This window comes from Bacteroides sp. 43_46, from assembly GCF_001915455.1.
GTDB classification, from domain to species: domain Bacteria; phylum Bacteroidota; class Bacteroidia; order Bacteroidales; family Bacteroidaceae; genus Bacteroides; species Bacteroides caccae.
Genome location: NZ_MNQN01000125.1, coordinates 1 through 21,972, shown reverse-complemented (window position 1 = coordinate 21,972; position 21,972 = coordinate 1). Strand labels below are relative to the sequence as shown.

General features: G+C 38.6%; 11 protein-coding genes and 3 pseudogenes. 10 read left to right on the top strand and 4 right to left on the bottom strand.

Annotated elements, in window-relative coordinates; all coding sequences use genetic code 11:
- The first annotated feature begins 211 nt into the window (after positions 1–211).
- The gene (locus BHV72_RS14495) at positions 212–1,972 is read left to right on the top strand and encodes a glycoside hydrolase family 3 protein (protein ID WP_055173040.1); all 1,761 of its coding nucleotides are present in this window, start codon (positions 212–214) and stop codon (positions 1,970–1,972) included.
- An 11-nt stretch (positions 1,973–1,983) separates the two neighbouring features.
- A complete protein-coding gene (locus BHV72_RS14490) occupies positions 1,984–3,249 on the top strand; it encodes an SGNH/GDSL hydrolase family protein (protein ID WP_055173042.1) in 1,266 nt (421 codons plus the stop codon).
- A gap of 112 nt (positions 3,250–3,361) precedes the next feature.
- Here the strand turns inward: BHV72_RS14490 and BHV72_RS14485 are convergent, their stop codons facing one another.
- Positions 3,362–5,491: a cation:proton antiporter gene (locus BHV72_RS14485; RefSeq protein WP_122134404.1), complete on the bottom strand. Its 2,130-nt coding sequence runs from the start codon at positions 5,489–5,491 to the stop codon at positions 3,362–3,364.
- 169 nt (positions 5,492–5,660) lie between these two features.
- On the opposite strand from BHV72_RS14485, the pseudogene BHV72_RS14475 reads away from it, so the two are divergent.
- A pseudogene (locus tag BHV72_RS14475) lies at positions 5,661–5,864 on the top strand (histidine kinase); the annotation flags it as partial.
- A gap of 173 nt (positions 5,865–6,037) precedes the next feature.
- Here BHV72_RS14475 and BHV72_RS14470 read toward each other — a convergent pair.
- Complete coding sequence (locus BHV72_RS14470) at positions 6,038–6,673, bottom strand: HU family DNA-binding protein (RefSeq protein ID WP_005678283.1); 636 nt, start codon at positions 6,671–6,673, stop codon at positions 6,038–6,040.
- Positions 6,674–7,156: 483 nt separating this feature from the next.
- Here BHV72_RS14470 and BHV72_RS14465 point away from each other — a divergent pair.
- Positions 7,157–7,384, top strand: a pseudogene (locus BHV72_RS14465) (DUF3874 domain-containing protein); the annotation flags it as partial.
- A 94-nt stretch (positions 7,385–7,478) separates the two neighbouring features.
- On the opposite strand, the pseudogene BHV72_RS14460 reads toward BHV72_RS14465, so the two are convergent.
- Both BHV72_RS14460 and BHV72_RS14455 read right to left on the bottom strand, forming a co-directional pair.
- Positions 7,479–7,685 (bottom strand): annotated as a pseudogene (locus tag BHV72_RS14460) (YdeI/OmpD-associated family protein); the annotation flags it as partial.
- Between the two features lie 334 nt (positions 7,686–8,019).
- Entirely contained in the window at positions 8,020–11,943 is a 3,924-nt protein-coding gene (locus tag BHV72_RS14455) for a response regulator (RefSeq protein WP_258973684.1), read from the bottom strand.
- Positions 11,944–12,262: 319 nt separating this feature from the next.
- Here BHV72_RS14455 and BHV72_RS14450 point away from each other — a divergent pair, with 319 nt between their 5' ends.
- The 6 genes from BHV72_RS14450 to BHV72_RS14425 form a co-directional block, all read left to right on the top strand.
- A complete protein-coding gene (locus BHV72_RS14450) occupies positions 12,263–15,508 on the top strand; it encodes a SusC/RagA family TonB-linked outer membrane protein (RefSeq protein ID WP_122134408.1) in 3,246 nt (1,081 codons plus the stop codon).
- Positions 15,509–15,522: 14 nt separating this feature from the next.
- The gene (locus BHV72_RS14445; protein WP_032838527.1) at positions 15,523–17,127 is read left to right on the top strand and encodes a RagB/SusD family nutrient uptake outer membrane protein; all 1,605 of its coding nucleotides are present in this window, start codon (positions 15,523–15,525) and stop codon (positions 17,125–17,127) included.
- A gap of 120 nt (positions 17,128–17,247) precedes the next feature.
- The gene (locus BHV72_RS14440; RefSeq protein ID WP_005682606.1) at positions 17,248–18,072 is read left to right on the top strand and encodes a glycoside hydrolase family 16 protein; all 825 of its coding nucleotides are present in this window, start codon (positions 17,248–17,250) and stop codon (positions 18,070–18,072) included.
- Positions 18,073–18,273: 201 nt separating this feature from the next.
- A complete protein-coding gene (locus BHV72_RS14435) occupies positions 18,274–19,116 on the top strand; it encodes a glycoside hydrolase family 16 protein (protein WP_022041563.1) in 843 nt (280 codons plus the stop codon).
- 530 nt (positions 19,117–19,646) lie between these two features.
- Positions 19,647–20,789 carry an OmpA family protein gene (locus tag BHV72_RS14430; protein ID WP_022041562.1) on the top strand — a complete coding sequence of 381 codons (1,143 nt, stop codon included), beginning with the start codon at positions 19,647–19,649 and terminating at the stop codon, positions 20,787–20,789.
- Between the two features lie 353 nt (positions 20,790–21,142).
- The coding region (locus BHV72_RS14425) for a helix-turn-helix transcriptional regulator (RefSeq protein WP_286856265.1) at positions 21,143–21,972 on the top strand (830 nt) is incomplete at its 3' end.

The following is a 21,972-nucleotide window of genomic DNA, read 5'->3' as shown; positions in this document are numbered from 1 at the left end:
ATAGATATTTTTAGTAGAAGCAAATATAATTTGTTTGCAAGTAACTCGCAAACAAAATCGAGGCTGAAAACGAAAAACGTAACCTGTGTGATAGTAATGTAACCGGAGTAGGAATAAAGATACATGTATGGAAAAGATTGAAACATGATTTCTAATGGATTAAAATAAGGAGTGCTATTTTTGTAACATGAAAAACAAAGTGAAATGAATTATGAAAAACTCTTTTTTAATAGTTACTGCTACATTGCTTGTATCCGTGTTCTTTTCTTGTACAAAAGAAAGAGTGACAGCCGGTTCGGTTAATGAGGTTTATGAATTTCAGTCGGTAGATTCCACTTGGAAACTTTTGACTTTGCGTGAAAAGATAGGGCAGACAATGTTAATGTTACCTGATCGCAAGAAAGAATTGGATTTGGGAGACGGCTCATTGGACGTGTACTTCAAACGTTACCCGGTTACAGGTTATTTTATGGGGTGGAAGTTGTTTACAGGAGTTCCGGAGGAAGAGCGGGTTGATTTTGTGCGTAGTTCTGTCGAGGAATATCAAAAAGCATCAGAGCTTCCTTTATTGTTTCAACAGGATTATGAATCGGGAGTAGGACTTCAAGGGATGACTCCTTTTCCGAAAGAGATGGCACTGGGAGCCGCAAATTCTCCGGAATTAGCTTATAAATATGGTAAAAGTGTAGCATTAGAATGTCGTTCGTTGGGTATAAACTGGGTGTTACATCCTGTTGCAGATTTAAATATGAATCCATTGAATCCTATTGTAAATACACGTTCAGTTTCGGATAATCCGGAAAAAGCGGTTTGTTTGTTGTCCGAACAGATAAAGGGGTTGCAAGATAACTCTGTTGCCGCTACAATCAAACATTTTCCGGGAGATGGGGTTGATTATCGTGATCAGCATTTGATGACAACTGTCAATTCCTTGTCTGAAGAAATGTGGAAGCAATATCATGGAAAAGTGTTTGCCGAGTTGATTAAAAAAGGAGTTGCATGTATCATGCCCGGACATATAACTTTACCTTTCTATCAGAAAGAAAGGATAAATGGTTATCTGCCTCCGGCAACTTTATCCCATGAGCTATTAACTGGGTTATTGAAAAAAGAAATGCATTTTAACGGGGTTGTGGTATCGGACGCGATGACAATGGCAGGTTTCCGGGGCTGGTATAAAAATGATTTGGAAGGGCAAGTTGCCAGCTTTTTAGCCGGGGTAGATATATTGTTGTGGCCTTCTTACGAATACATGGATACGGTAGAAGTACGGATTCAACGTGGTGAAATTCCAATGGAACGGTTGGACGATGCTGTTCGCCGTGTTTGGGCAATGAAAGAACGTTTTGGGTTATTAAATAAAAACAGGGAGTTGATACGTCCTGTCTCAGCAGAAGAAAAAGCTGAAATACGGGAAGCTGCCAAAGAGATAACAGAGCGTTCCATAACTTTAGTACGGGATGAAGATCATAAGTTACCACTTTCTTTGGAAAAAGATAAAAAGCTGTTATTGGTGGCTGTAACTCCCGTAGCTCATAAAGGTAACGACCGTGACTTTAAGCGATTACAGAATTTGCGGGATGAGTTTGTGAAGAATGGTTTTGAGGTTGATTTCCGCCGTAATATACTTTATGAAGATCAAGGTTGGCAGGATAATGCGACTGAAGTGTATGATAAAGTAATCTTTCTGGTAGCACGGAATACTCATACTCCATTTGGCCCGCTCCAATTATGGGACGATGAGGCTCAGTCCGTATGGGCTGCCAATTCTATGGACAAAAGTAAAGTGATTGTTATTTCATTAGGTAGTCCTTACATTGGAAATGAATATTTTGAACGTGTCAAGACTTATATAAATACTTATTCGAATGATGCTTCCACTCATTCTGCTTTATTACGGATATTGTTGGGACAGCTTCCGTTCAAAGGTAAGTCACCGGTCAACTTGGAGCATAAACTGTTTACATTTTAATCATTATACTTATGAAGAAATTTTTATTTAGTGGAATTATAGCTTGTCTTATCGGGTTTTGTTTGAGTTGTACTACAACAGAAGACTCTGTAGGGTTACAGATGCGTGCAGGACTTCCTAATTTTAATTATAAGATACAAAAGAATGAACCCGTATCTGTCGTTTTTTTGGGTGGAAGTATAACAAATCATCAAGGATATAGAGTGCAAATTACTGATTGGCTCAAGCAACAATATAGTAATGTACAGTTTACGTCAATAAATTCCGGAATTGGTGGGACCGGATCCGATTTGGGTGTGTTCCGTACAGAACGGGACGTGTTGCAGTATCATCCGGATTTGGTATTTGTCGAATTTGCTGTGAATGATGCCAAAACTGACTCCTTGGTGATCGCTCATTCCATGGAAGGAATTGTACGTAAGATCTGGCATCATAATCCGCATACGGATATATGTTTTCTCTATACGCTAAATGAACCAATGTTGGATGACTTGAAAGCAGGAAAGAATTACCGTTCTGTGCGGTATATGGAGACAGTAGCAGACTATTATGATATTCCGTCTGTTAATTTTGCCGATGATGTTCTGGAATTGTTGAATGAGGATAAGTTGGTTTTTAAAGGAGATTCAAAAAAGGAGTATAGTGGTAAGATTGTGTTTACGAATGATGGGACACATCCTACTTATGATGGCGGACATCCTATATATACAAAGACACTGAGCCGTTCCCTGTTACAAATGAACAAGGCGCAGGAAAAGGCACATGCATTGAAAGCTCCGTTGTATCCGGGTAATTATGAGAAAGCTAAAATGATTCCCGTAACAGAGTTTGAACATTCCGAAGGTTGGAAACTACTCTCGAAAGATGATAAAGCCTTTTCAAATTTTCAGGGAGACCAAAAAGCATTGCCGGTTGTTCTGGAATCCTCGGATTCGGAAGATTTTGTGAAAGTGCATTTTAAGGGAATTCGAGTTGGGGTGTTTGACTTAATCGGACCTTCATCCGGAGGAATGACAGTAGAGATAGATCAGAATGATCCTTCCTATATCCGTAGGTTTGATAAATATTGCGGAGATCGTAATCGTACTAATTATTGTCTGTTTGAGTCCTTGAATGAAGAAGAACATACAATTATTATTCGTCCGGACAATAGACGTTTTGAGAAGGCGGAAATCTACAAGATGAATCCGAAGCGAATAAAGGAAACTGAATATTTCAATGAGTTTAATACCTATCTCGGCTATATTCTTTTAGTGGGTGATATTATACAAAATTAATGGTGCAAGACTGATGGTATAAGGCTGTTATTGTAGTCAAACTATAAATTAGATTACAATAATAGCCTTGTTCTTCAAATGGCATATATTTGTGGTCGGAATATACCGCTTATCAACTCTTTTTGAACCATTTGTAAACCCATTTGCCCACTTTCTCATAGTGTCGGGTTTCAGTATCGGTGTATAGCTTGGAGAAGAAAGAACTGTCCAGTGGTTCACCCGATTGATTGGGATATAACACAATCAGGCTATTATTAGAGAAATATTTTCCTAATTGTCTCGGCAATTTCTCAAACGAGTTGTCATAAGAAATCGTTCCGGGACGGGCGCTGATAATGACTAACAGATGGTCGTAGCTTACTTGCCCTGTCAGTACCAGTAAATCGTTCCAGTCCTCTAAAAGAGAGAAATCCGTCAGTACCTGTTTATGTCTTTTCTTTATCCACGTTTGCAGGCGGACGATTGTCTGTTCGTTTGCAAAGAAATGCACACGACATCCGAGCGTGCTTCCCATTCGGCAGAAATGCTCCAACCAACGTGGAAAGCCGGATTCATATTCCGCTTTCGGAGGGACGGCAATAACGATTCGCTTTATCGTATTGACCGGTATCAGGAATTTGGAGATAATAATCTCGCAATTTAATCCTTTCAGCAGGTTTCCGGCAAGCATTCCGAAATATGAATCAGTGATATTCGCTTTGCGGTGCAGCCCGGTGATGATACTCGTTACTTCATTCTCTTTCACAGAGTGGATGATGCCGGAAGCAATATTCAAGTCATAGCGGGTCAGCTGTTTCAGCGAAACATTGGCTGCTGTTGTTGTCATGGCCGCTTTTTCCAAGTAGCGTTTACTTTGCATTCTCAGGTTATCGGAAGTGCTGTCGTCGTTGATAACGTGCAGTGCCAGAAGATTGTCCTTTAGTTTCGTATCACGTATCACTAAAGAAAGGTTCATCATGTCTTCAATGGTGTCTGGATTGGCAAGAGATACCAAAATCTTTTCAGTTTCCGTCGAAGACTCTTTTCCCGGTTCCGAATCATCCATGGCCAGCTTCTTGGCCGCCCGTTCGGTTATCAGGGAACTGACTACGCAAGTAACGAGGATCAGCAGAACCGTCCCATTCAGTACATCATCATTCAACAGACGTTCGCCGCCGGGCAGGATAATATTATATCCGACCAATACCGCCGCCAATGTAGCTGCCGCCTGTGCATTACTCAATCCGTACATCATGTTTCGTTCGAGAACGGACATCCTGTATATCTTTTGCGTGAGCCAGCAGGCAATCCACTTGCCCGTCAGTGCCATTACAATCATTACGGCAGCCACCTTCAGGGCATCTCCGTGTCCGAAGATAACACGCAGGTTGATCAACATTCCCACTCCGATAAGAAAGTAAGGAATGAAAAGCGCATTCCCGACGAACTCCAGATGATTCATCAACGGAGAAACGTGTGGAATGAGTCGGTTCAGTACCAATCCTGCGAGGAAAGCCCCCAAAATTCCTTCCATTCCTACGAACTCCATGAGTCCTGCTCCAAGAAAGACCATGGCAAGGACGAAAATGAACTGCATCACATGGTCATTGTAGCGGTGAAAGAACCAGCGGCCGATACGCGGGAAGAAATAGATAATTAGTCCACCCAGGAAAATCACTTTTACTACCAGCCATAACCAGAAGAAACCACCGGTTTCTCCTTTGAACAAACCGCCTATGACAGCCAACACCAATAATGTGAGTGTGTCCGTCACTGCCGTTCCTCCTACCGCAATGCTTACGCTACGATGACGTGACACCCCGAAACGGGTGACAATGGGGTAAGCCACCAGGGTATGTGAGGCATACATACTGGCTAGCAGTACGGATGTGATTATACCATATTTCAGATAAGACACATTGGCAACGAATCCGATTCCGATAGGTACAATAAAAGCGAGCAGCCCCAGGACTAACGCCTTGTTCCGTGTCTCTTTGAAATCTCCCATGTTCATTTCCAGACCGGCCAGGAACATGATATAATACAGTCCCACTTTTCCGAATAATTCGAAACTGCTGTCGCGTGCCAGAATGTTGAATCCATGTTCACCCACAGCCAGTCCCGCCAGAATCATACCGATGATATGCGGGATGCGCAACTTGTTCAATAAAATAGGGGCAAACAGTATAATGAGAAGTACAAGGAGAAATATCCATGTAGGGTCGGTAATAGGGAATGTTAAATCAAGGCCAATCCAATCCATAATTTGATGATTTCGTGATATCTGTTGCGCAAAATAACTTAAAAAAATACTATAAAGAAAACGTTTGCCGGTAAAATATTGTTTTACGGGCAATCTTATTTCTTTTCAGTTCTGGAAATCTTTTTACTTCTCCTGTGACATTGGGCAACAATGTGTGGGTTGGAGGAAACTCCAACATTCTGCCCGGCGTCACAATCGGTACTGGAATATCAATGCCAATATCTTCGTGAGCGATTATGACACGATGAAGGTGATCTTTACAAACAAGCTTTTCGGGGAAGAAGCCGGACAAGTGCCGGAAAACGCCGAATGCTGGAAAATGTTGAATGCGGGGTTAGGGGATGTATGTAAGCATTGTCCGTCAACCATGTTGTATGGAACAATAGCGGTGAAAGAAAATGCATACAATAGATGTTAGTGATGATTTTACTCTCATACTCTCATAGATAGCTTCAATCCCTTTATACATCGTTGTTTGCGGCTATGAGAGTTAAGTTGGAGTAACCTGAGGGTAATTTTTACCCTCAGGTTACTAATTCCCACTATTTAATCTGTAACATGTTTATTATTAGTATAATAACCGTTTCCTGGTACATAAATCGGTTGCATCACTCCACCCTCATTTTTCAGTTTTCCTTCGTCACGTAGCCGCCGGATATGTCGCATTGCCGTGCTTCTTGTCATTCTGCAGAGGTCTTGGAAGTCACATCTCCGCATGAATGGGTGTGTTTGGAAGTATTTCGTCAGTTTCCGGTCTATTTCTTCGTTCGTTAGTTGGGAGAAGTCGAGCCCGCCTTTGAGACTTTTTACTTTCAGTATCCCAAATTCATTTTTCAATGTCTGATCGGCACGAAACTGGATCGCTTTCAATTTTACTTTGGTAGCCTTTCGTTTGGTATCTATCGTTACGGGTTCCGTGCTGGTCAGGCAAGGGCGAAAATAACCGATACCGTCCAGATGTACTTGCCGTCCGTTTGCCAATTCCTGTCCCATGATATGCGAAAGGGCGTCGAGTACAGCTGTGACGTCCGTTTCTGTCAGCGAACAACGTTCTTGAATGCGTCGGCTCAATACGTCGGTTCCTATCGAACCGTTATATTTTAGACGTGGGTGCAGTGTCTTTTCTCCTTGTTCTTTGTCCGAAGGCTTCGGGTTTTCATACCAGTCAAATAATATTGCCATAGTTTCATGTTTTGTTTTAAAGTAACCGTTCTTGTTATGTATTCTCTTAGGTAGTTATACGTTAATGCTTAGAGTTTGTTTTGTTAAGCCTTAATGCTTCTCAGGGGCTCACTGCTGTGAATAAGATTGCTTACACTTGTTAACGTTTTTGTTTACAACTGATAGCTTATTTGTTCACACTAGTGAGCTTCTGGTAACTATTAAGCAAAGATACATCAAATCTGAGTGTAATACAAATAAAATGCGGATATTAATCAGGAGAAATGCCTGCTTTCCGGAAGCTTATAGCGTATCTTTACAGGAATTAAAACAATAAATTCCGATTGTAGAAAATAGACAAAAATAGAATGAATATTACTTTTATCAGGCAAGATAGCGGGAGTGGAAAAGAAACTCTCAGTGTTTGTGAGGCAGGCACATTGTTCGACAAAATGAAAACGGAAACAAAATCGGGACACATTATGACTTTGCGCGAACTTATTGAGTCCGTTGGAACAGTTATTTCATTGTTATCCTAGTCCGTTGGATGAGGAAGCGGAAGAAGGGAAGTGGATGACTTCCATGCAGATATTGAACTATTTGCAGACAAAGACACGTGACAGGTTGGCTATCAATAAGGTGGCACAATTCGGATGCACGCTTCAAAAGCTGAGTATTCCTTCCCGAAAGTCTTATCGGGGGACACTTTATCATTTGGTAAGGATAGAGTGAGTGTCCTATTTGTTCAATTCGGTTTTCTGCACATTTTAGGGGGCGGTATCAAAGAGGAATTGTTTTTTATTTTGAGTCAGGTATTTTATAGGGATTAATAGTATTTTTCAATCCCGCCGAATCCTGTTATTCTTTTATTTTCTCTCGTTTTATTGATAAAGTTGTTTAATCGCTTTTCAAATTCTCCAGGCCGTTTCCTTGCTGCTTCAATGTAGGCAATTCGGATGCGTTTATATGTGTCGGAAAAAAGTTGATAATTGTTCCATACAGTTTTATCTTCTTTCAATCTGGCAATTATATCCTTTTTCGCCACTCTTTTCTATCTTTAAAATATTTTATTTCTATTGACATGGTAGCAGGTCATTCTTAGAGTTATTATCCGTCCCTCTGCTTTGGAAATAAGCAATAGATCTTTTTGAGTATTGAGGTAACTTCCGGAGTGAAATGATAGCCATATAGTCCTTATCAGCTTTGTGTTCCATAATTGTACCTGTATTTGTTGTTCAATAGCGCAAATATAGACAATTGCGTATGATTCCCATTGCACGGTTCCGACATTTATTTTTTATTAAGAAGGAAATTATATCTTTGTATCCACCCGTTCATACTTGTTATGTTTCCCAGGAACTTCCTACTTATTTCATACGATTCTCCTCTCTAAATTGTTTGGGAGTCATTCCTTTCATTTGTTTGAATGTTGAACTAAAATATCGGGGATAAGTAAAACCCACTTCACTGCTTATTTCATTTATGTTTAAATTTGTATTGGTAAGCAGTGAGATTGCTTTTTCGATACGTAATCTGTTTATATAGTCATTGACTCCCAAACCCGTTATAATTTTTATCTTGTTGTATAAAGAAGAACGGCTAATTGTCATGAGATCTGCCAATTGCTGGACGGAGAATTCCTCGTCAGATAGGTTTTCATGTATAATTATATTTATTTTTGTCATGAAATCCTCATCTGCTTTACTGTTTGTTAAAGTCTGGAGAGAAGTCGACTGGTTGATAGATATGTATTGATTGTGTATTTTCTCTCTATTTTTTAAAATATTTCCGATGACGATCTTTAGAGAGTCTAGATCAAATGGTTTGGGGATGTAAGCATCAGCTCCGGATTTATATCCGGTTGTTATCCCTGTCTGGTCATAACGTGCTGTTAACAGTATTACAGGGATATGGCTTATCTGGATGTTGTTTTTTATCTGACGGCATAATTCAAAACCATCCATTTGCGGCATCATCACGTCACTAATAATAATAGAAGGCTGTTTCTTCTGACAGATTTCTAAGGCAGAGACTGCATTGTCTGCCGCATAAACTTTCTTAAAGAACTCAGTTAAAGAACTTATGAGATATTCCCTTAACTCCTTTTCGTCCTCTACAATAAGCACAGTCTTTCCGGTACAATCGAAATGTGTATCTTGGATGCTGGAAGGGAGAGGAGAGTCTTTTTGCTGTAAATGGGCGGATTCTTCTTTTTTATTTGTATTGAGCAATGGCAGCTCCAAATAGAATGTAGCTCCTTTGTTTGTATTATTATAGGCCCTTATAAGCCCCCCGTGCATTTCCATTATTGTTTTGGCATAATATAATCCGAATCCACTTCCTCTCTCTTTGTGATTACCTTTGTGGAATTTAGTGAAGAGATTTGCCATATCCGAATCTTCTATACCGCTTCCTTCGTCTATAACAGATATTCTGACTGTGTTTTCAAGACGTTGCGTGCTTACTGTTATATTGCTGTTTGCCTTACTGAATTTTAGTGCATTCATCAGTAAGTTTGATAGTACTGTTTGACACTTTTGTTTGTCAAACCATACCTCCTCTATGTTGGGATCTATTTGTAATTGTATGCATATCTCTTTTTCTTTTGCCTCATTCATATAGTCTTTGATAACCTCGGTTACCCATTCGTTCAATTGAGTTTTTTGTATTTTCAATTTATTATAGTCTGCCTCCAAACTGCTCCAGTCCAACACCATATCTACTATTTCCCTCATATGTTGTGCTTGGTTGAATAGTAGTTGTAATTGTGGTATCAGATGCTGAGGTAATCCTTGCATCTCACTTTTGTCCATGAGACGTTTTAGTGGGGCATAAATCAATGTTAAGGGAGTACGTAATTCGTGATTTATGTGAATGAGGAAATCTATCCTCTTTTCATTCAGATATTGTCTGTATTCTTTTAGTCTCTTTTGTATTCTTGCTTCCTTTTTTATATTAAAAATGAATATTCCTGCAATACCCCCTCCTATAAGGCTAATACAACATAATATTATAAACCAGTCTGTTTTATACCATGGTGGGGTAATATGGACATTTGTGAGAAGGATAGGAGTGGTATAATTTCCGTCTTTTGTCATACATGCTACTTCGATGCGGTATTTACCGGTAGATAGGTTGGAAAGATCCAATATCGGATTATATGATTCGATTATCTTATCAACATTTCCTTTTATGATATATCGGAATGGAACTCGCTGGAAAATATCTTTATTTTTAATATATACCCGTAGGGCGAGTGCATTATGTTCCCATGGAACTTTTATATTTTGGGTGTCTATACCGGATGTATACGGTTGCCCGTTAAGTTCTATGCTGTAAAGTGCTATTTCCGGATCTGGTTCATTAGGCTCTGGGATGTCTGTGTTTATTCGGACCAGTCCTTCTATGCCACCAAAGTAAAGATATCGGCTGTTTTTTTCAGCCCGTTGTTGATAAGTAAATATTATTTCATTGGGATAAAATCCGTCGCTTCTGTTCCATTGAATAAATCTGTTTTCTTTTATGCAGTAAGAAAATAGTTGGTTTTGTGCACAGATCCATATCCTTTCTGAAGAAGGCTCATAACGGAGGGCGGTAATATCATTGAATAACTGTGACCTGATTTTAAAATATCTTTTCTCTTTTATATCATAATATCCCATTCCTGTTGTTGTTCCCACCCATATCTTATTTATTCCGTCGTAATCAATCGCACTGATAACTTCTTTCTCGTCCAATTGAAAAAGAAGATCAATGCTGTCATTCTTGTTAATGATTCGGAATACTTTGTTTCCATTCATTGCCAAGGATATCTTTTTGTCACAGTAGGCTATGACCGAGGCTTGTAATTGATAATTGTTCTCATTTTTGATTGGAGAGAATTTTTTATTATTTATATTATATACCCATAGCTCCTTACTAAGTATATATATTTTGTTTTCTGTTACTCGGTGAGCGCGTGGAAGATATCCGTAAAAGCACTGCCTGAAGTTAATACTGTCGTTTATTATCACAAACGGTCGATAAATGCCTGTGTTTTTTTCAAACAGGAAAAGTCCCTTTGTGTAAACAGATACCATTAGTTCTTTTTCTGATACTGGGGCTATGGAAATCACTTTATCCCCATAGGTAGACGAGAAGTGCTTGAAGTTTCCCGTTTGAGGATCATACAAGTTTATTCCGCCTCCGTCCGTACCAATCCATAACTTTCCATTAGCTTCCTCGTAAAAACTCGTCACAGATTTTTCGCTCAATCCATTATTATATCCTAAAGGACAGTCTTTATAAGTACGTATGTAACTTTCTTTGATATTGAAAACTCCTCCTCTAACACTTCCCGCCCATAAACATTCGTTGCTATCCTTATATAATACAGTAATAGAATTGACAGGGAGTGAATTTTCATCTCCGGCAATATGATAGAGGTTAGAGAATTTTTCATTGCGTAGTTCCAGTCGATTTATTCCTCCGCCATCAGTTGCTAACCATAGATATCCTTTCTTTTCTATTATATCCAATACATAATTGTTTGTCAATCCGGAGTTGTTGCTCGTATATTGTTTTATAAGTTTTCCTGTTTTCTCATAACAAAACAGGCCTTGTCCCCAAAAAGATAAATATATGTATCCGTTTGAAGCCAGACATGCTCCTTGTAAAATATTGTTTGGACAAGAGAAAAAACGCTTTAATTGCATATTGGGGTAATTCAATATATATATTCCATCCCTTCTGGTGACGATTAGCACCTCCTTTGGGGAAACTGCTATAATTCTTTGTACCCTATATTTGGTAATGTCACTGTCCGTAGCACCTTTGGGGGTGATGCATACTGCTTTAAAAGAGCGTTTTTGGTAATCATATTTGTATATTCGATTCTCACTTCCGAAAAGTACTCCTCCATTTATGCATAAGGAAGAATAGATGATATCATGATTGAAGGGAATAAAATTCCCGTGTGTCTCATCATATCTAACCATACCTTGTCTGGTAGATATCCATATGTCGTTAAGGGAATCTTGGGTTAAATGTATAATGTGATTGCTTGGTAAGGAATATCTGTCGTTGGGGTGGCTTTTGAATATTTTCAGATTTTGTCCCGTATAAGAATTCAGACCATTTTTTGTTCCTATCCATAATTTCCCTTTCTTATCTAAAAGTATGGATTGGGCGGTAGATTGAGACAATCCTTCCGCTACGGAAATAGACGTAAACTGGTAATTTATGTCATGACCTGATGTAGATGATATGCAAAGTAGTGTTAATATTGCGAATATACCAAATAACCTGTACATTTTTATCTTTTCGTGTTGTTTAAAGCTGATTTTTTCTATTTAACAACGTATATACATAAAATGTTTATTAATTATTCTGTTTTTGATAAAAAAATGCAGTATTGGATGATATATGACTTTTTTTAAATGCTTTCTGACTATGTTTAGTTTTATGAGTTCTTTCTTTGCGCTTGTAAATAATAACCCCTAATTTATTAAATATGATTTTCTTTATTCCTTTGTTTATACCTCCGTAATTTGTGATGTTTTTGGAGTGGATATATGGTATTTGAACGCCTCTTGTTGATAGGTGTTTTAAACATGAAAAACATAAAAGAGTATGAAAAAGAGTTTTATTTTATTTGTTTTTCTTCTGTGTTCGATTGTAGTTGTGGCACAGAAGAAAAGTATTACGGGCATAATAACGGATACTGCGGGTGAGGCGGTCATTGGTGCCAGTATTGTGGAAGTTGGAACAACAAATGGCACTGTTTCTGACGTTGATGGTAATTTTACACTCTCGGTTTCTGATAATGCCAGTATACAGGTTTCATTCATAGGTTTTTCTTCCCAGACTTTGAGTGTGCAAGGAAAAATGAATTTTAAGATAATCTTAAAAGAAGACAGTGAGCTTTTGCAGGAAGTTGTTGTGACCGGTTATGGCGGAAAAGTTTCACGGGCAAAACTGACGAATTCTATATCGACTGTCAGTCCCCAGATATTAGAGAAGGGTATATATACAAATCCCTCTCAGGCACTGTCGGGTTCTGTTCCCGGTTTAAAGGTTTCTCTCACTTCGGGAAATCCTACTTCATCTCCTAAAGTTATATTACGTGGTGGAACGGAATTTGATGGTTCGGGAGGACCCCTGGTGATAGTGGACGGACAGCTTCGTGATAATTTTGATGATATCAATCCTCAGGATATTGCATCTATGGATGTTCTGAAGGATGCTGGGGCTACGGCCATATACGGTGCCCGTGCAAGTAATGGTGTCATTTTAATTACAACAAAATCTGGCCGGGCAGGACATCGGGAAATTAATTTCAGAGCAAATATAGGTCTCGGTTATGTTAATAATCCCTACGACTTTTTGGGCGCGGAAGACTATATTACAGTCCTTCGTACAGCCTATAAAAATACCCCGTGGGCAGCTACGGCAAATCTTACAGGTTCTACGCCTTTTGGTACGGGTAATAAGCTCGGTGCGAATATGGTGTGGAATATTATGGGGAAAACGGATGAAAATGCCTATCTTTTGGATATGGGCTGGCGAGAAATGCTGGATCCTTTGGACCCTTCTAAAACAATCATTTATAAAGGGACAAAACCGGAGGAATATAATCTTCGTAATCCGGTAGTGACACAGGATTATACGGTTAGTATGTCGGGGGGGAATGATAAAGGAACTTATTATGCAAGTTTGGGTTATAATGACTCCCCCGGAGCCCCTATCACTACCGAATATAAACGTTATAATTTCACATTCAACGGTTCGTACAAAATTGCAGATTGGTTGAAAACGACTTCCAATGCGACTTTCAGCCGGGCTAATTATGTATGGTTAAACAACGCCTGGGGGACGGAAAGTGATTATTTTGGTCGGGTGATGAGTACTCCTCCTACTGTCCGTTTTGAAGACGAGGATGGTAATCCGACATTGGGTCCTAGTCCCGGGGACGGTAATCAGACTTATGTTGCAAAAAGTTACGATCAGGATAATGAACGGACAAAGTTTACCCTTATGCAGTCATTAGAAGCTAATTTATTCAAGGGATTGGTCTTGAGGGCTTCTGCCAGTTGGTATTATTTTCATACTGTACAAGAAAGTATGCGCAAGGACTATGAGACGGTTCCGGGACAATGGAATCGAACTCGTTCAACTAGTGCAAGCTATTCTCGTCAGTTCTCTCAGACCTATAATGCTGTTCTAGATTATACGACTGTATTTTCTGCTGTTCATAATTTGAATATTATGTTTGGTAGTGAATTTTATGATCAGTATAATAACGGTTTCTCTGCATCCGGTTCTGGTGCTGCTACCGACGATTTTAAAGATTTAGGTCTGACCGATGCAGGTGAGGGTAAACGTCAGATAGATTCGAATCATAGTCGTTACCGTATTCTTTCTTATTTAGGACGCTTGAACTACGACTATGAGGGTAAATATTTGTTCTCCGGGGTATTTCGTTATGACGGTTATTCTTCTTTGCTGGGTAAGAATCGGTGGGGATTTTTTCCGGGAGTTTCCGGTGGCTGGGTTTTTACGAAAGAGGATTTTGTTAAGGAATCACTTCCTTTCCTCTATTATGGAAAGCTGAGGGCTAGTTACGGTTTGAATGGTAATGCCAGCGGAATCGGTCCATATACTCTTCAAGGTTCATATAATTCTAATAAATACCATGGCAACAATGGTTTTCTGATAGGTACTTTGCCTAACCCTTCTTTGCGTTGGGAAAAGACGGCCAGTTTTGATATAGGCTTGAATGTAGGACTCTTGGGAGGACGCTTGAATTTGGATATCGATTACTACAATCGTCTGACATCTGATAAGTATGCAGACTTCACCCTGCCTTCGACCACGGGATTCTCTTCTGTTAAGAACAATAATGGAAAATTACGTAATAGCGGAATCGAATTACAACTCTCTGGTAAGGTGTTGGATGTCAATGATTTTACTTGGGATGCTTCTTTTAATATAACTTATAATAAGAATAAGATTATAGCCCTTCCTGATAACGGGCAGGTACGAAACAGACAGAATGGACAGCAAGTGTATACCGGTCGGAAGGTTGTAAATCCGGGTACAGGTAAGTTGGAAGATGAGAAGGTGTATGTCGGAGGTTTTCAGGAGGGAATGGAGTATGGGATACTTGTCGGTTACCAGGCCGAGGGTATTTACAGAAGTGTTGATGATATTCCGGGAAATTTGGTTGTGACCTCGGGGAATATTCAAGGTAAATATCAATATGGCCCTGAAGCTTGGAATAAACTTTCTGATAATGAGCGGGCAAAAGGCATAGAGTTAAAACCTGGAGATGTGAAATGGAAGGATGTAAATGGAGATGGGGTGATTGACCAGTATGATCAGGTTGTAATAGGAAATACTACTCCTCGTTGGTATGGTGGTTTTAATACCACAATGTCTTGGAAGGGACTTAGTTTGTATGCCCGTTTTGACTTTGCGCTTGATTATTGGGTTTATGATGATAAGACTCCTTGGTTTTTAGGATGTATGCAGGGGGCTTACAATACGACAAAGGATGTTTTTAATACATGGAGCGAAAGTAATCCAAACGCAAAATATCCCCGTTACGTATTTGCTGATCAGGTGGGAGCTGCCAATTACTATCGTACCTCAACTCTATTTGCCTCTAAGGGTAACTATTTAGGGATTAGAGAATTGTCTTTGTCATATACTCTTCCTCAAGAATTGTCTAAAAGACTATATATGCAGAAACTGCAATTCTCAATAACGGGACAGAATTTGGGCTATTTAACTTCTGCCAGGACGGTAAGCCCGGAGATTTCGTCAGGATATCCCTTGCCACGTACCGTTATATTTGGCGTTAATGTTACATTTTAATAATTCGAAGTGAGATGAGAAATTTAAAATTTATACATATTATGGTGTTGAATATAGCTGCTATAGTGGCTACATCATGTGGGGATATGCTGGATCTCGCCCCGATAGATAATTATGGAAGTACCAGCTATTGGAAAACAGAATCCCAAGTCAGTGCATATATTGACGGTCTTCATAAACAATTGCGAGATATGGCGGAACAGCATATTATCACTTTTGGCGAATTAAGGGGCGGACATTATAAGGATGGCACAAGTGCAGATGGTCTGGCTATCTCTAGTGGGGAAATCCGTTTACAAAATCTGTCTAAGGAGACTCCCGGAGTTACCAAGTTTGGAAATATTTATGGCTGTATAACCAATATCAATCTTTTTATAGCTCGTGTAACTGATGCTAATTTCATTCCGGAAGCTAAAAAGAATTATTATCTTGGACAGGCGTATGGCCTTCGTGCCTTTTACTATTTTGATCTTTATAGAGTCTATGGTGGGGTACCAATTCGTCTTGGCGTGGAAGTTATCGATGGAGTGCTTGATCCGAATAAACTTTATTTGGGGAGAGCTAAACCAAGTGAAGTTATATCACAGATTAAAAAGGATTTGGAAACCTCCCTACAATATTTTGGAGAGAATTCTGATTTTAATTCATATGGACATGGTACCAAGGTGTATTGGTCAAAGGCGGCCACAGAATGTTTGGCTGGAGAGGTATATTTATGGAATTCCAAAGTAACTATTGGTGATAACAAAGCTACCGAATCGGATTTGTCAAAGGCCAAGAAGTACTTGAAAGATGTAGAGGGTAACTATGGACTTCAATTGCAACAAGATTTTAAACGTATATTCAGTGCTGATAACAAAGGTAATAGTGAGGTGATAATGGCTGTGTCTTATATGGAGGGTGAAGCAGAAAACTCCCTTTCTCGTGGATATACCTATTCTCTTGTTTCCGGGACGACTAATAAAGATAGTTTTAGAGAAAATGGAACGCCATGGGATGATGCGCTTGATATACAGAATAATGGTCAACAGAAATATGAGTATAAACTTTCGCTTTATAATAGTTTTGAAAAAGGTGATACTCGTTGTGACGCCACATTTATGCCTTCATATCGGAAAAAGGAAAGTGGAGAATTGTATGTATATGGTACTCATGTATGTAAAAATTTAGGCTCTCTCAATGCTCAGGGAAATAGAGTCTATGATGGTGATCTTATTCTTTACCGTTTATCCTGGGTATATCTAGCATTAGCCGAGATTGCTAATATGGAGAGTGATAATGCAAATGTTGAGAAATATATAAATTTAGTCAGAAATAGGGCGTATAAGTCTGAGGCAGGTTCACATATATATAAGGCATCTGATTTTCTAACTAATGAATTAGCTATTTTACATGAAAAGGATAAGGAGTTTGTACAGGAAGGACAACGTTGGTGGGATTTGTGCCGCATGAAGAATGCAAAGGACGGTATTCCATTAGTGTTCTGTATAGAAGGTGATATTGATAATAAAGTTGCTATTCTTGATCAGAAGACTGAGGCATATAAAGTTTTATGGCCGTTGGATCAGAATATACTTGATAATGATTCGGCATTGGAGCAGACTCCTGGTTATGAATAGAAGAAGATATGACGAGAATATGTCCGGTTGGAAGGGAGGAGTTTCGTATTCCGGCTAGATATACTTTTATATCTGTTTATGGTAGTATAAAGATAATATAAAATAATACGAAGTTGAGTTATGAAAAAAAGTATAATACCCTTATTAGCAGTTTTATTTTTCGGATGTTCAAACGACTTTTCTGACAGTTCCATTGATGTGCTGCGACCAGAGAAAGAAGATTCCGTTGAAAGAGTGGATAAATCGTGGGTTCTGATTTTTTCAGATGAATTTAATATCGATGGGGCCGTTGACTCCAAGAAGTGGAATTATACTCCCAGGGGAGATGTTGCTCATGCCTATTATTATAAGCCGAATGATACATCCGTTGTTTGGTGTGAAGATGGTTTGTTGAATCTCAAGTTTATGAAGGATGAAACAGATCCCCGCGGATATAAATCTGGAAGTATACGCACTGATAGTGGAAAGTTTGATTTTACTTATGGTAAAGTAGAGATTAAAGCTAAGTTTTCATCGGGGAATGGTTCGTGGCCGGCTATATGGATGATGCCTGCCAGTTCAGAATACGGAGGATGGCCTGCAAGTGGTGAAATAGATATAATGGAGCATATAAAAGATTTAGATGTTGCTGTACAAACGGTACATACTACTGGTACGGAGCAAAAGACATATCCTTTTGGTCATTCAGGGTCTAAATTCAAGCAGGGTGAATGGAATATATGGGGAATAGAATGGAACGATAAGAAAATTGATTTTATGGTAAATGGAGAAGTTTGCGCAACCTATTATAACAAAGGTTTGGGCGCAGTACAATGGCCCTTTGATATTCCTTTCTTCTTGATATTGAATGTTGCAGGTGGAAAGGGAATGGCTGGTCCTATAAATGAGAAACATTTGCCTTTTACCATGCAAGTTGATTATGTGCGGGTATATCAGTGGAAATAGTCTTTTGTAAAATAGATTTATAGGGTCCTGAATGTACTCTATGATTTAGAATAATATTTATGGTGTAAAAGTTTGTTTTTGAGGTGACAGTGCCTGTCGAAGGGAGTTGTCAGCACTCTTGTGGTGACAACTCTTCTTTCGATGAGGTAATATTGTTTTTGAAGAAAGAATGGTTTTTTAATCTTTTTAATTTATAATCATATGAGATCAATTTTGTGCTATTTATTGTTTGCTATAGGTGGGACTGTTACTTATGTATGCGCAGAAGAAAAGGAGCAAATCGGATCGGATACACTTGAAAACATTTTATTTGTTGATGATTTTGATGCGAAATGTGTTGTGCCCGATACAGCAATCTGGAAACTTTGTACGTATGCCAACAACGCCTGGTCACAGTATTTTAGGGGTGTGGATGGTTACGAAAATGTAAAGGTGGAGGAAGGCTATTTGAAGTTGAGGGCCTGTAAGGACAACGGGACTTATAAAAATGGCGGGGTGTTTTCCAAGATAGGTTTTCCCTGTGGTACACGTTTGGAAGTTAAGGCCAGATTAACCAAATTGGTTCGTGGAGGTTTTCCTGCTATCTGGCAAATGCCTATAGGAGCACCGGAATGGCCCAGAGGGGGAGAAATAGATCTTATGGAATGGGTACAAGGGAGTCCTAAGCAGATCTTTCAAACGGTACATACTTTTTATATAAATGGTGAAAATGGTTCTGCAGGAGTAACGAACAAGGAGCCTGATAAGAATTTTGATGTAACTAAAGATCATGTATATGCAGTGCAGCGGACTGAAAAGGAATTAATATTTTATGTCGACGGCAAAGAGACTTGGAAATATGAGAACCAACATTTGGATAAGGAGAAACTACAGTATCCATTTTGTGAATATCCCTTCAATATAATTCTAAATTTTTCATTGGGAGGTGAATTGAATGGTATGATGACATGGCCGGGAGAAATCCATGATGAAGATTTGCCGGGAGAAATGTGGGTTGACTGGGTGCGTGTTGTGTTGTTGGATAATAATAAAATCAATGAATGAATATCACTTCTGGAAAACGTGTTTCTAAGAAGGGGGAGATATGCTGAAATAGGTTCTTTATGTTATGTAATTATTTCTCCCGCTTGAATTATAGCCTAAACTATGAATCTCCAAATTATGAAGCCTCTATATAAATGATAGTTGTCTGATGCATAAAATATAATGTCGTTTATTTGTAACAGATTGAGATAGGAATTGCCTTCTTTTGCAAAGTGTTATACAATGTTTGATTTGGTATGAGATAGCTGATTACAATTAGTTCACTTTGCCGTATTAGTGTTTGTTGAATATGGAAAAGCAACAGAAAAATATGACTTTACGTAGAGGACCGTAGAATCGTGGTCGTGGGTAGGTCCCATTACAGCAGCTGAGAAAGACGTACATAAACATATATCTCACAATGGGTGATTTTATTTTGTATTGTAAATGAAAGTAGTAGTTAGTCAACTATATAGCTAAAGGTAGAATGTTGGGAATGATATATATTTCAGCCCCAATTCTGCTAATAATAAATTTAAATAAGAATTATGATGAAAAAGATTTTTGCAGGCTTATTGCTATCTGGTATTGCCATTTGCCATGTAAGTGGACAAACAGCTTTGGAAGGAAACAAATTTTCGGATAATTGGTCAATAGGTATTAATGTAGGTGGCGTGACCCCATTGACTCATCACTCGTTTTTTAAAAACATGCGTTCGGCAGTTGGAGTTCATGTAAGCAAGCATTTAACCCCTACCTTTGGATTAGGTTTTGAGGCAATGGGTTATTTTAATACAACAAAAAGTAAAACAGCATTTGATGAATCAAATGTAAGTTTGTTAGGATTGGTGAATTTAAATAATCTTTTTGGAGGTTATAACGGTATTCCAAGAAGTTTTGAGATTGAGGCTGTGGCTGGTATTGGCTGGATGCATTATTATGTTGGTAGAAACATGGGGGAAGATCAAAATGGTATGTCTACTAAGTTGGGATTAAATTTTAATTTTAATTTAGGGGAAAGTAAGGCGTGGACTCTAGCTCTCAAACCGGCTCTTGTATATGATATGAATTCTATGGGTACGAAACCTGTATATTTCCATTCGGGGCGTGCCGTGTGGGAGATTAGTGCAGGCTTCGTATATCATTTCAGATGTAGCAATGGTGAACACCATTTTACTAAAGTAAGACCTTACGACCAGTCTGAATTTGATGCATTAAATGCTCAAATAAATCAACTTCGTTCAGAACTTGAACGCAATGATAATGTATTGCAGGATGCTAACCAAAAAGTGACAGATTTAGAAACGGCTTTGGAAGAATACAAGAATCGAGAACCGAAAATTGTGAAAGATACGATTGACAATAGTAAAAAAACACTAGAGTCTGTGATTACTTTTCGTCAAGGTAGAATAACTATTGATAATTCTCAATTACCTAATGTTGAACGGATTGCAATTTACTTGAGAAACCACAAAGAGGCAGGAGTTGTAATCAAGGGTTACGCTTCTCCGGAGGGTAGTGAAGAACTTAATGAGCGTATTGCGCGACAGCGTGCCGAGGCAGTTCAAAAGATGCTGGTTAATAAGTATGGGATTTCAAAGGAGCGAATTGTTGCTGAAGGACAGGGAATTGGCTATATGTTTGAGGAACCGGATTGGAACCGGGTAAGTATTTGTACTATTAATTCTAAATAAGAAGTGATAGAAAAATAGAAGATGTATAATAAATAGAAGCAGTTCTGCTTTATAATCATCAGACTTCCCCATTTATCGCAATAGTTTGTGTGGTGGGGGAGTTCCTTGTACTTAGGAAGATATGTAAAATGAAGTAAGTATATTGAAAGACGATATTGCTTGTGGCTAAGTTAGGGCTATATGTGTCATGTAGGGAGCGAGAGTCGTTAATGGATGCAGATATATATTCCTTTTTAAGTATATGTTTATAGAATTACAGTTTTTGTTTGTAGTTTAAAAGTATGTGTCTTTAAAAAAAACAAACATAGTAAGCGAAGCGAGTTGTTTTAAAATTAAACTACTTAAATTATAACATGAAATTACTTTATTTGTCGGAACATCATTCCTGTTTTAATTATGGAATTAAAATTGACAGTGGTTTTACCCAATACAGATTGGCTGCGCAAGAATCCGGACAGATTGATAATAGTTGTTGTTTTTGTATTTTATTTCTTTTGAAAGGAGAACTATCCGTTAATATAGGCAGGGAGCATAATATACATCTTTTAGAGCATAATATGCTGCTTATACCGCAGCATGAAGAAAATAGGGTTGAAGGTATTGTCTCGGCAGAATGTCTGTTGTTGTTTTGGAATAAGCAGATAACGGCTTGTGACAAAATGTATTTTGAATCAATCTCACATGTAAAAATGGAGAACGGTAATAATTGTATTTTACCAATCCGAAAGCCTCTGTTACATATTTTGAGGCAGTTACTTTTTTATCTGGATACAGGATTGCTATGTAGGCATATGCATATCCTTAAGCAGCAGGAAATCATTCTTGCATTGAGGGGGTTTTATACTAAATCAGAACTTGCTGCTTTCTTTTCTAGAACGACTGGAGTAGGACGGAAGTTCGAGGATTTTGTACTGGATAATTATAAGAATGTGAAAACGGTGAAAGAATTTGCAAGTTTGTGTTGTGTTTCGGAACGCTCTTTTAATCGTAAGTTTCAAGAGAGTTTTAGTCAGAGTCCTTACCGATGGATGCAGGAGCGGAGGGCTGAACTGGTTCGTGAGAAAATTTGTGATCCGGATATTGCTTTCCGGGAAATAGCTATGGACTTTGGGTTTAGCTCTCCTGCACATCTGACTTGTTATTGTAAGAAGTTATTTGGTGCAACTCCAACTGAACTGAGAAA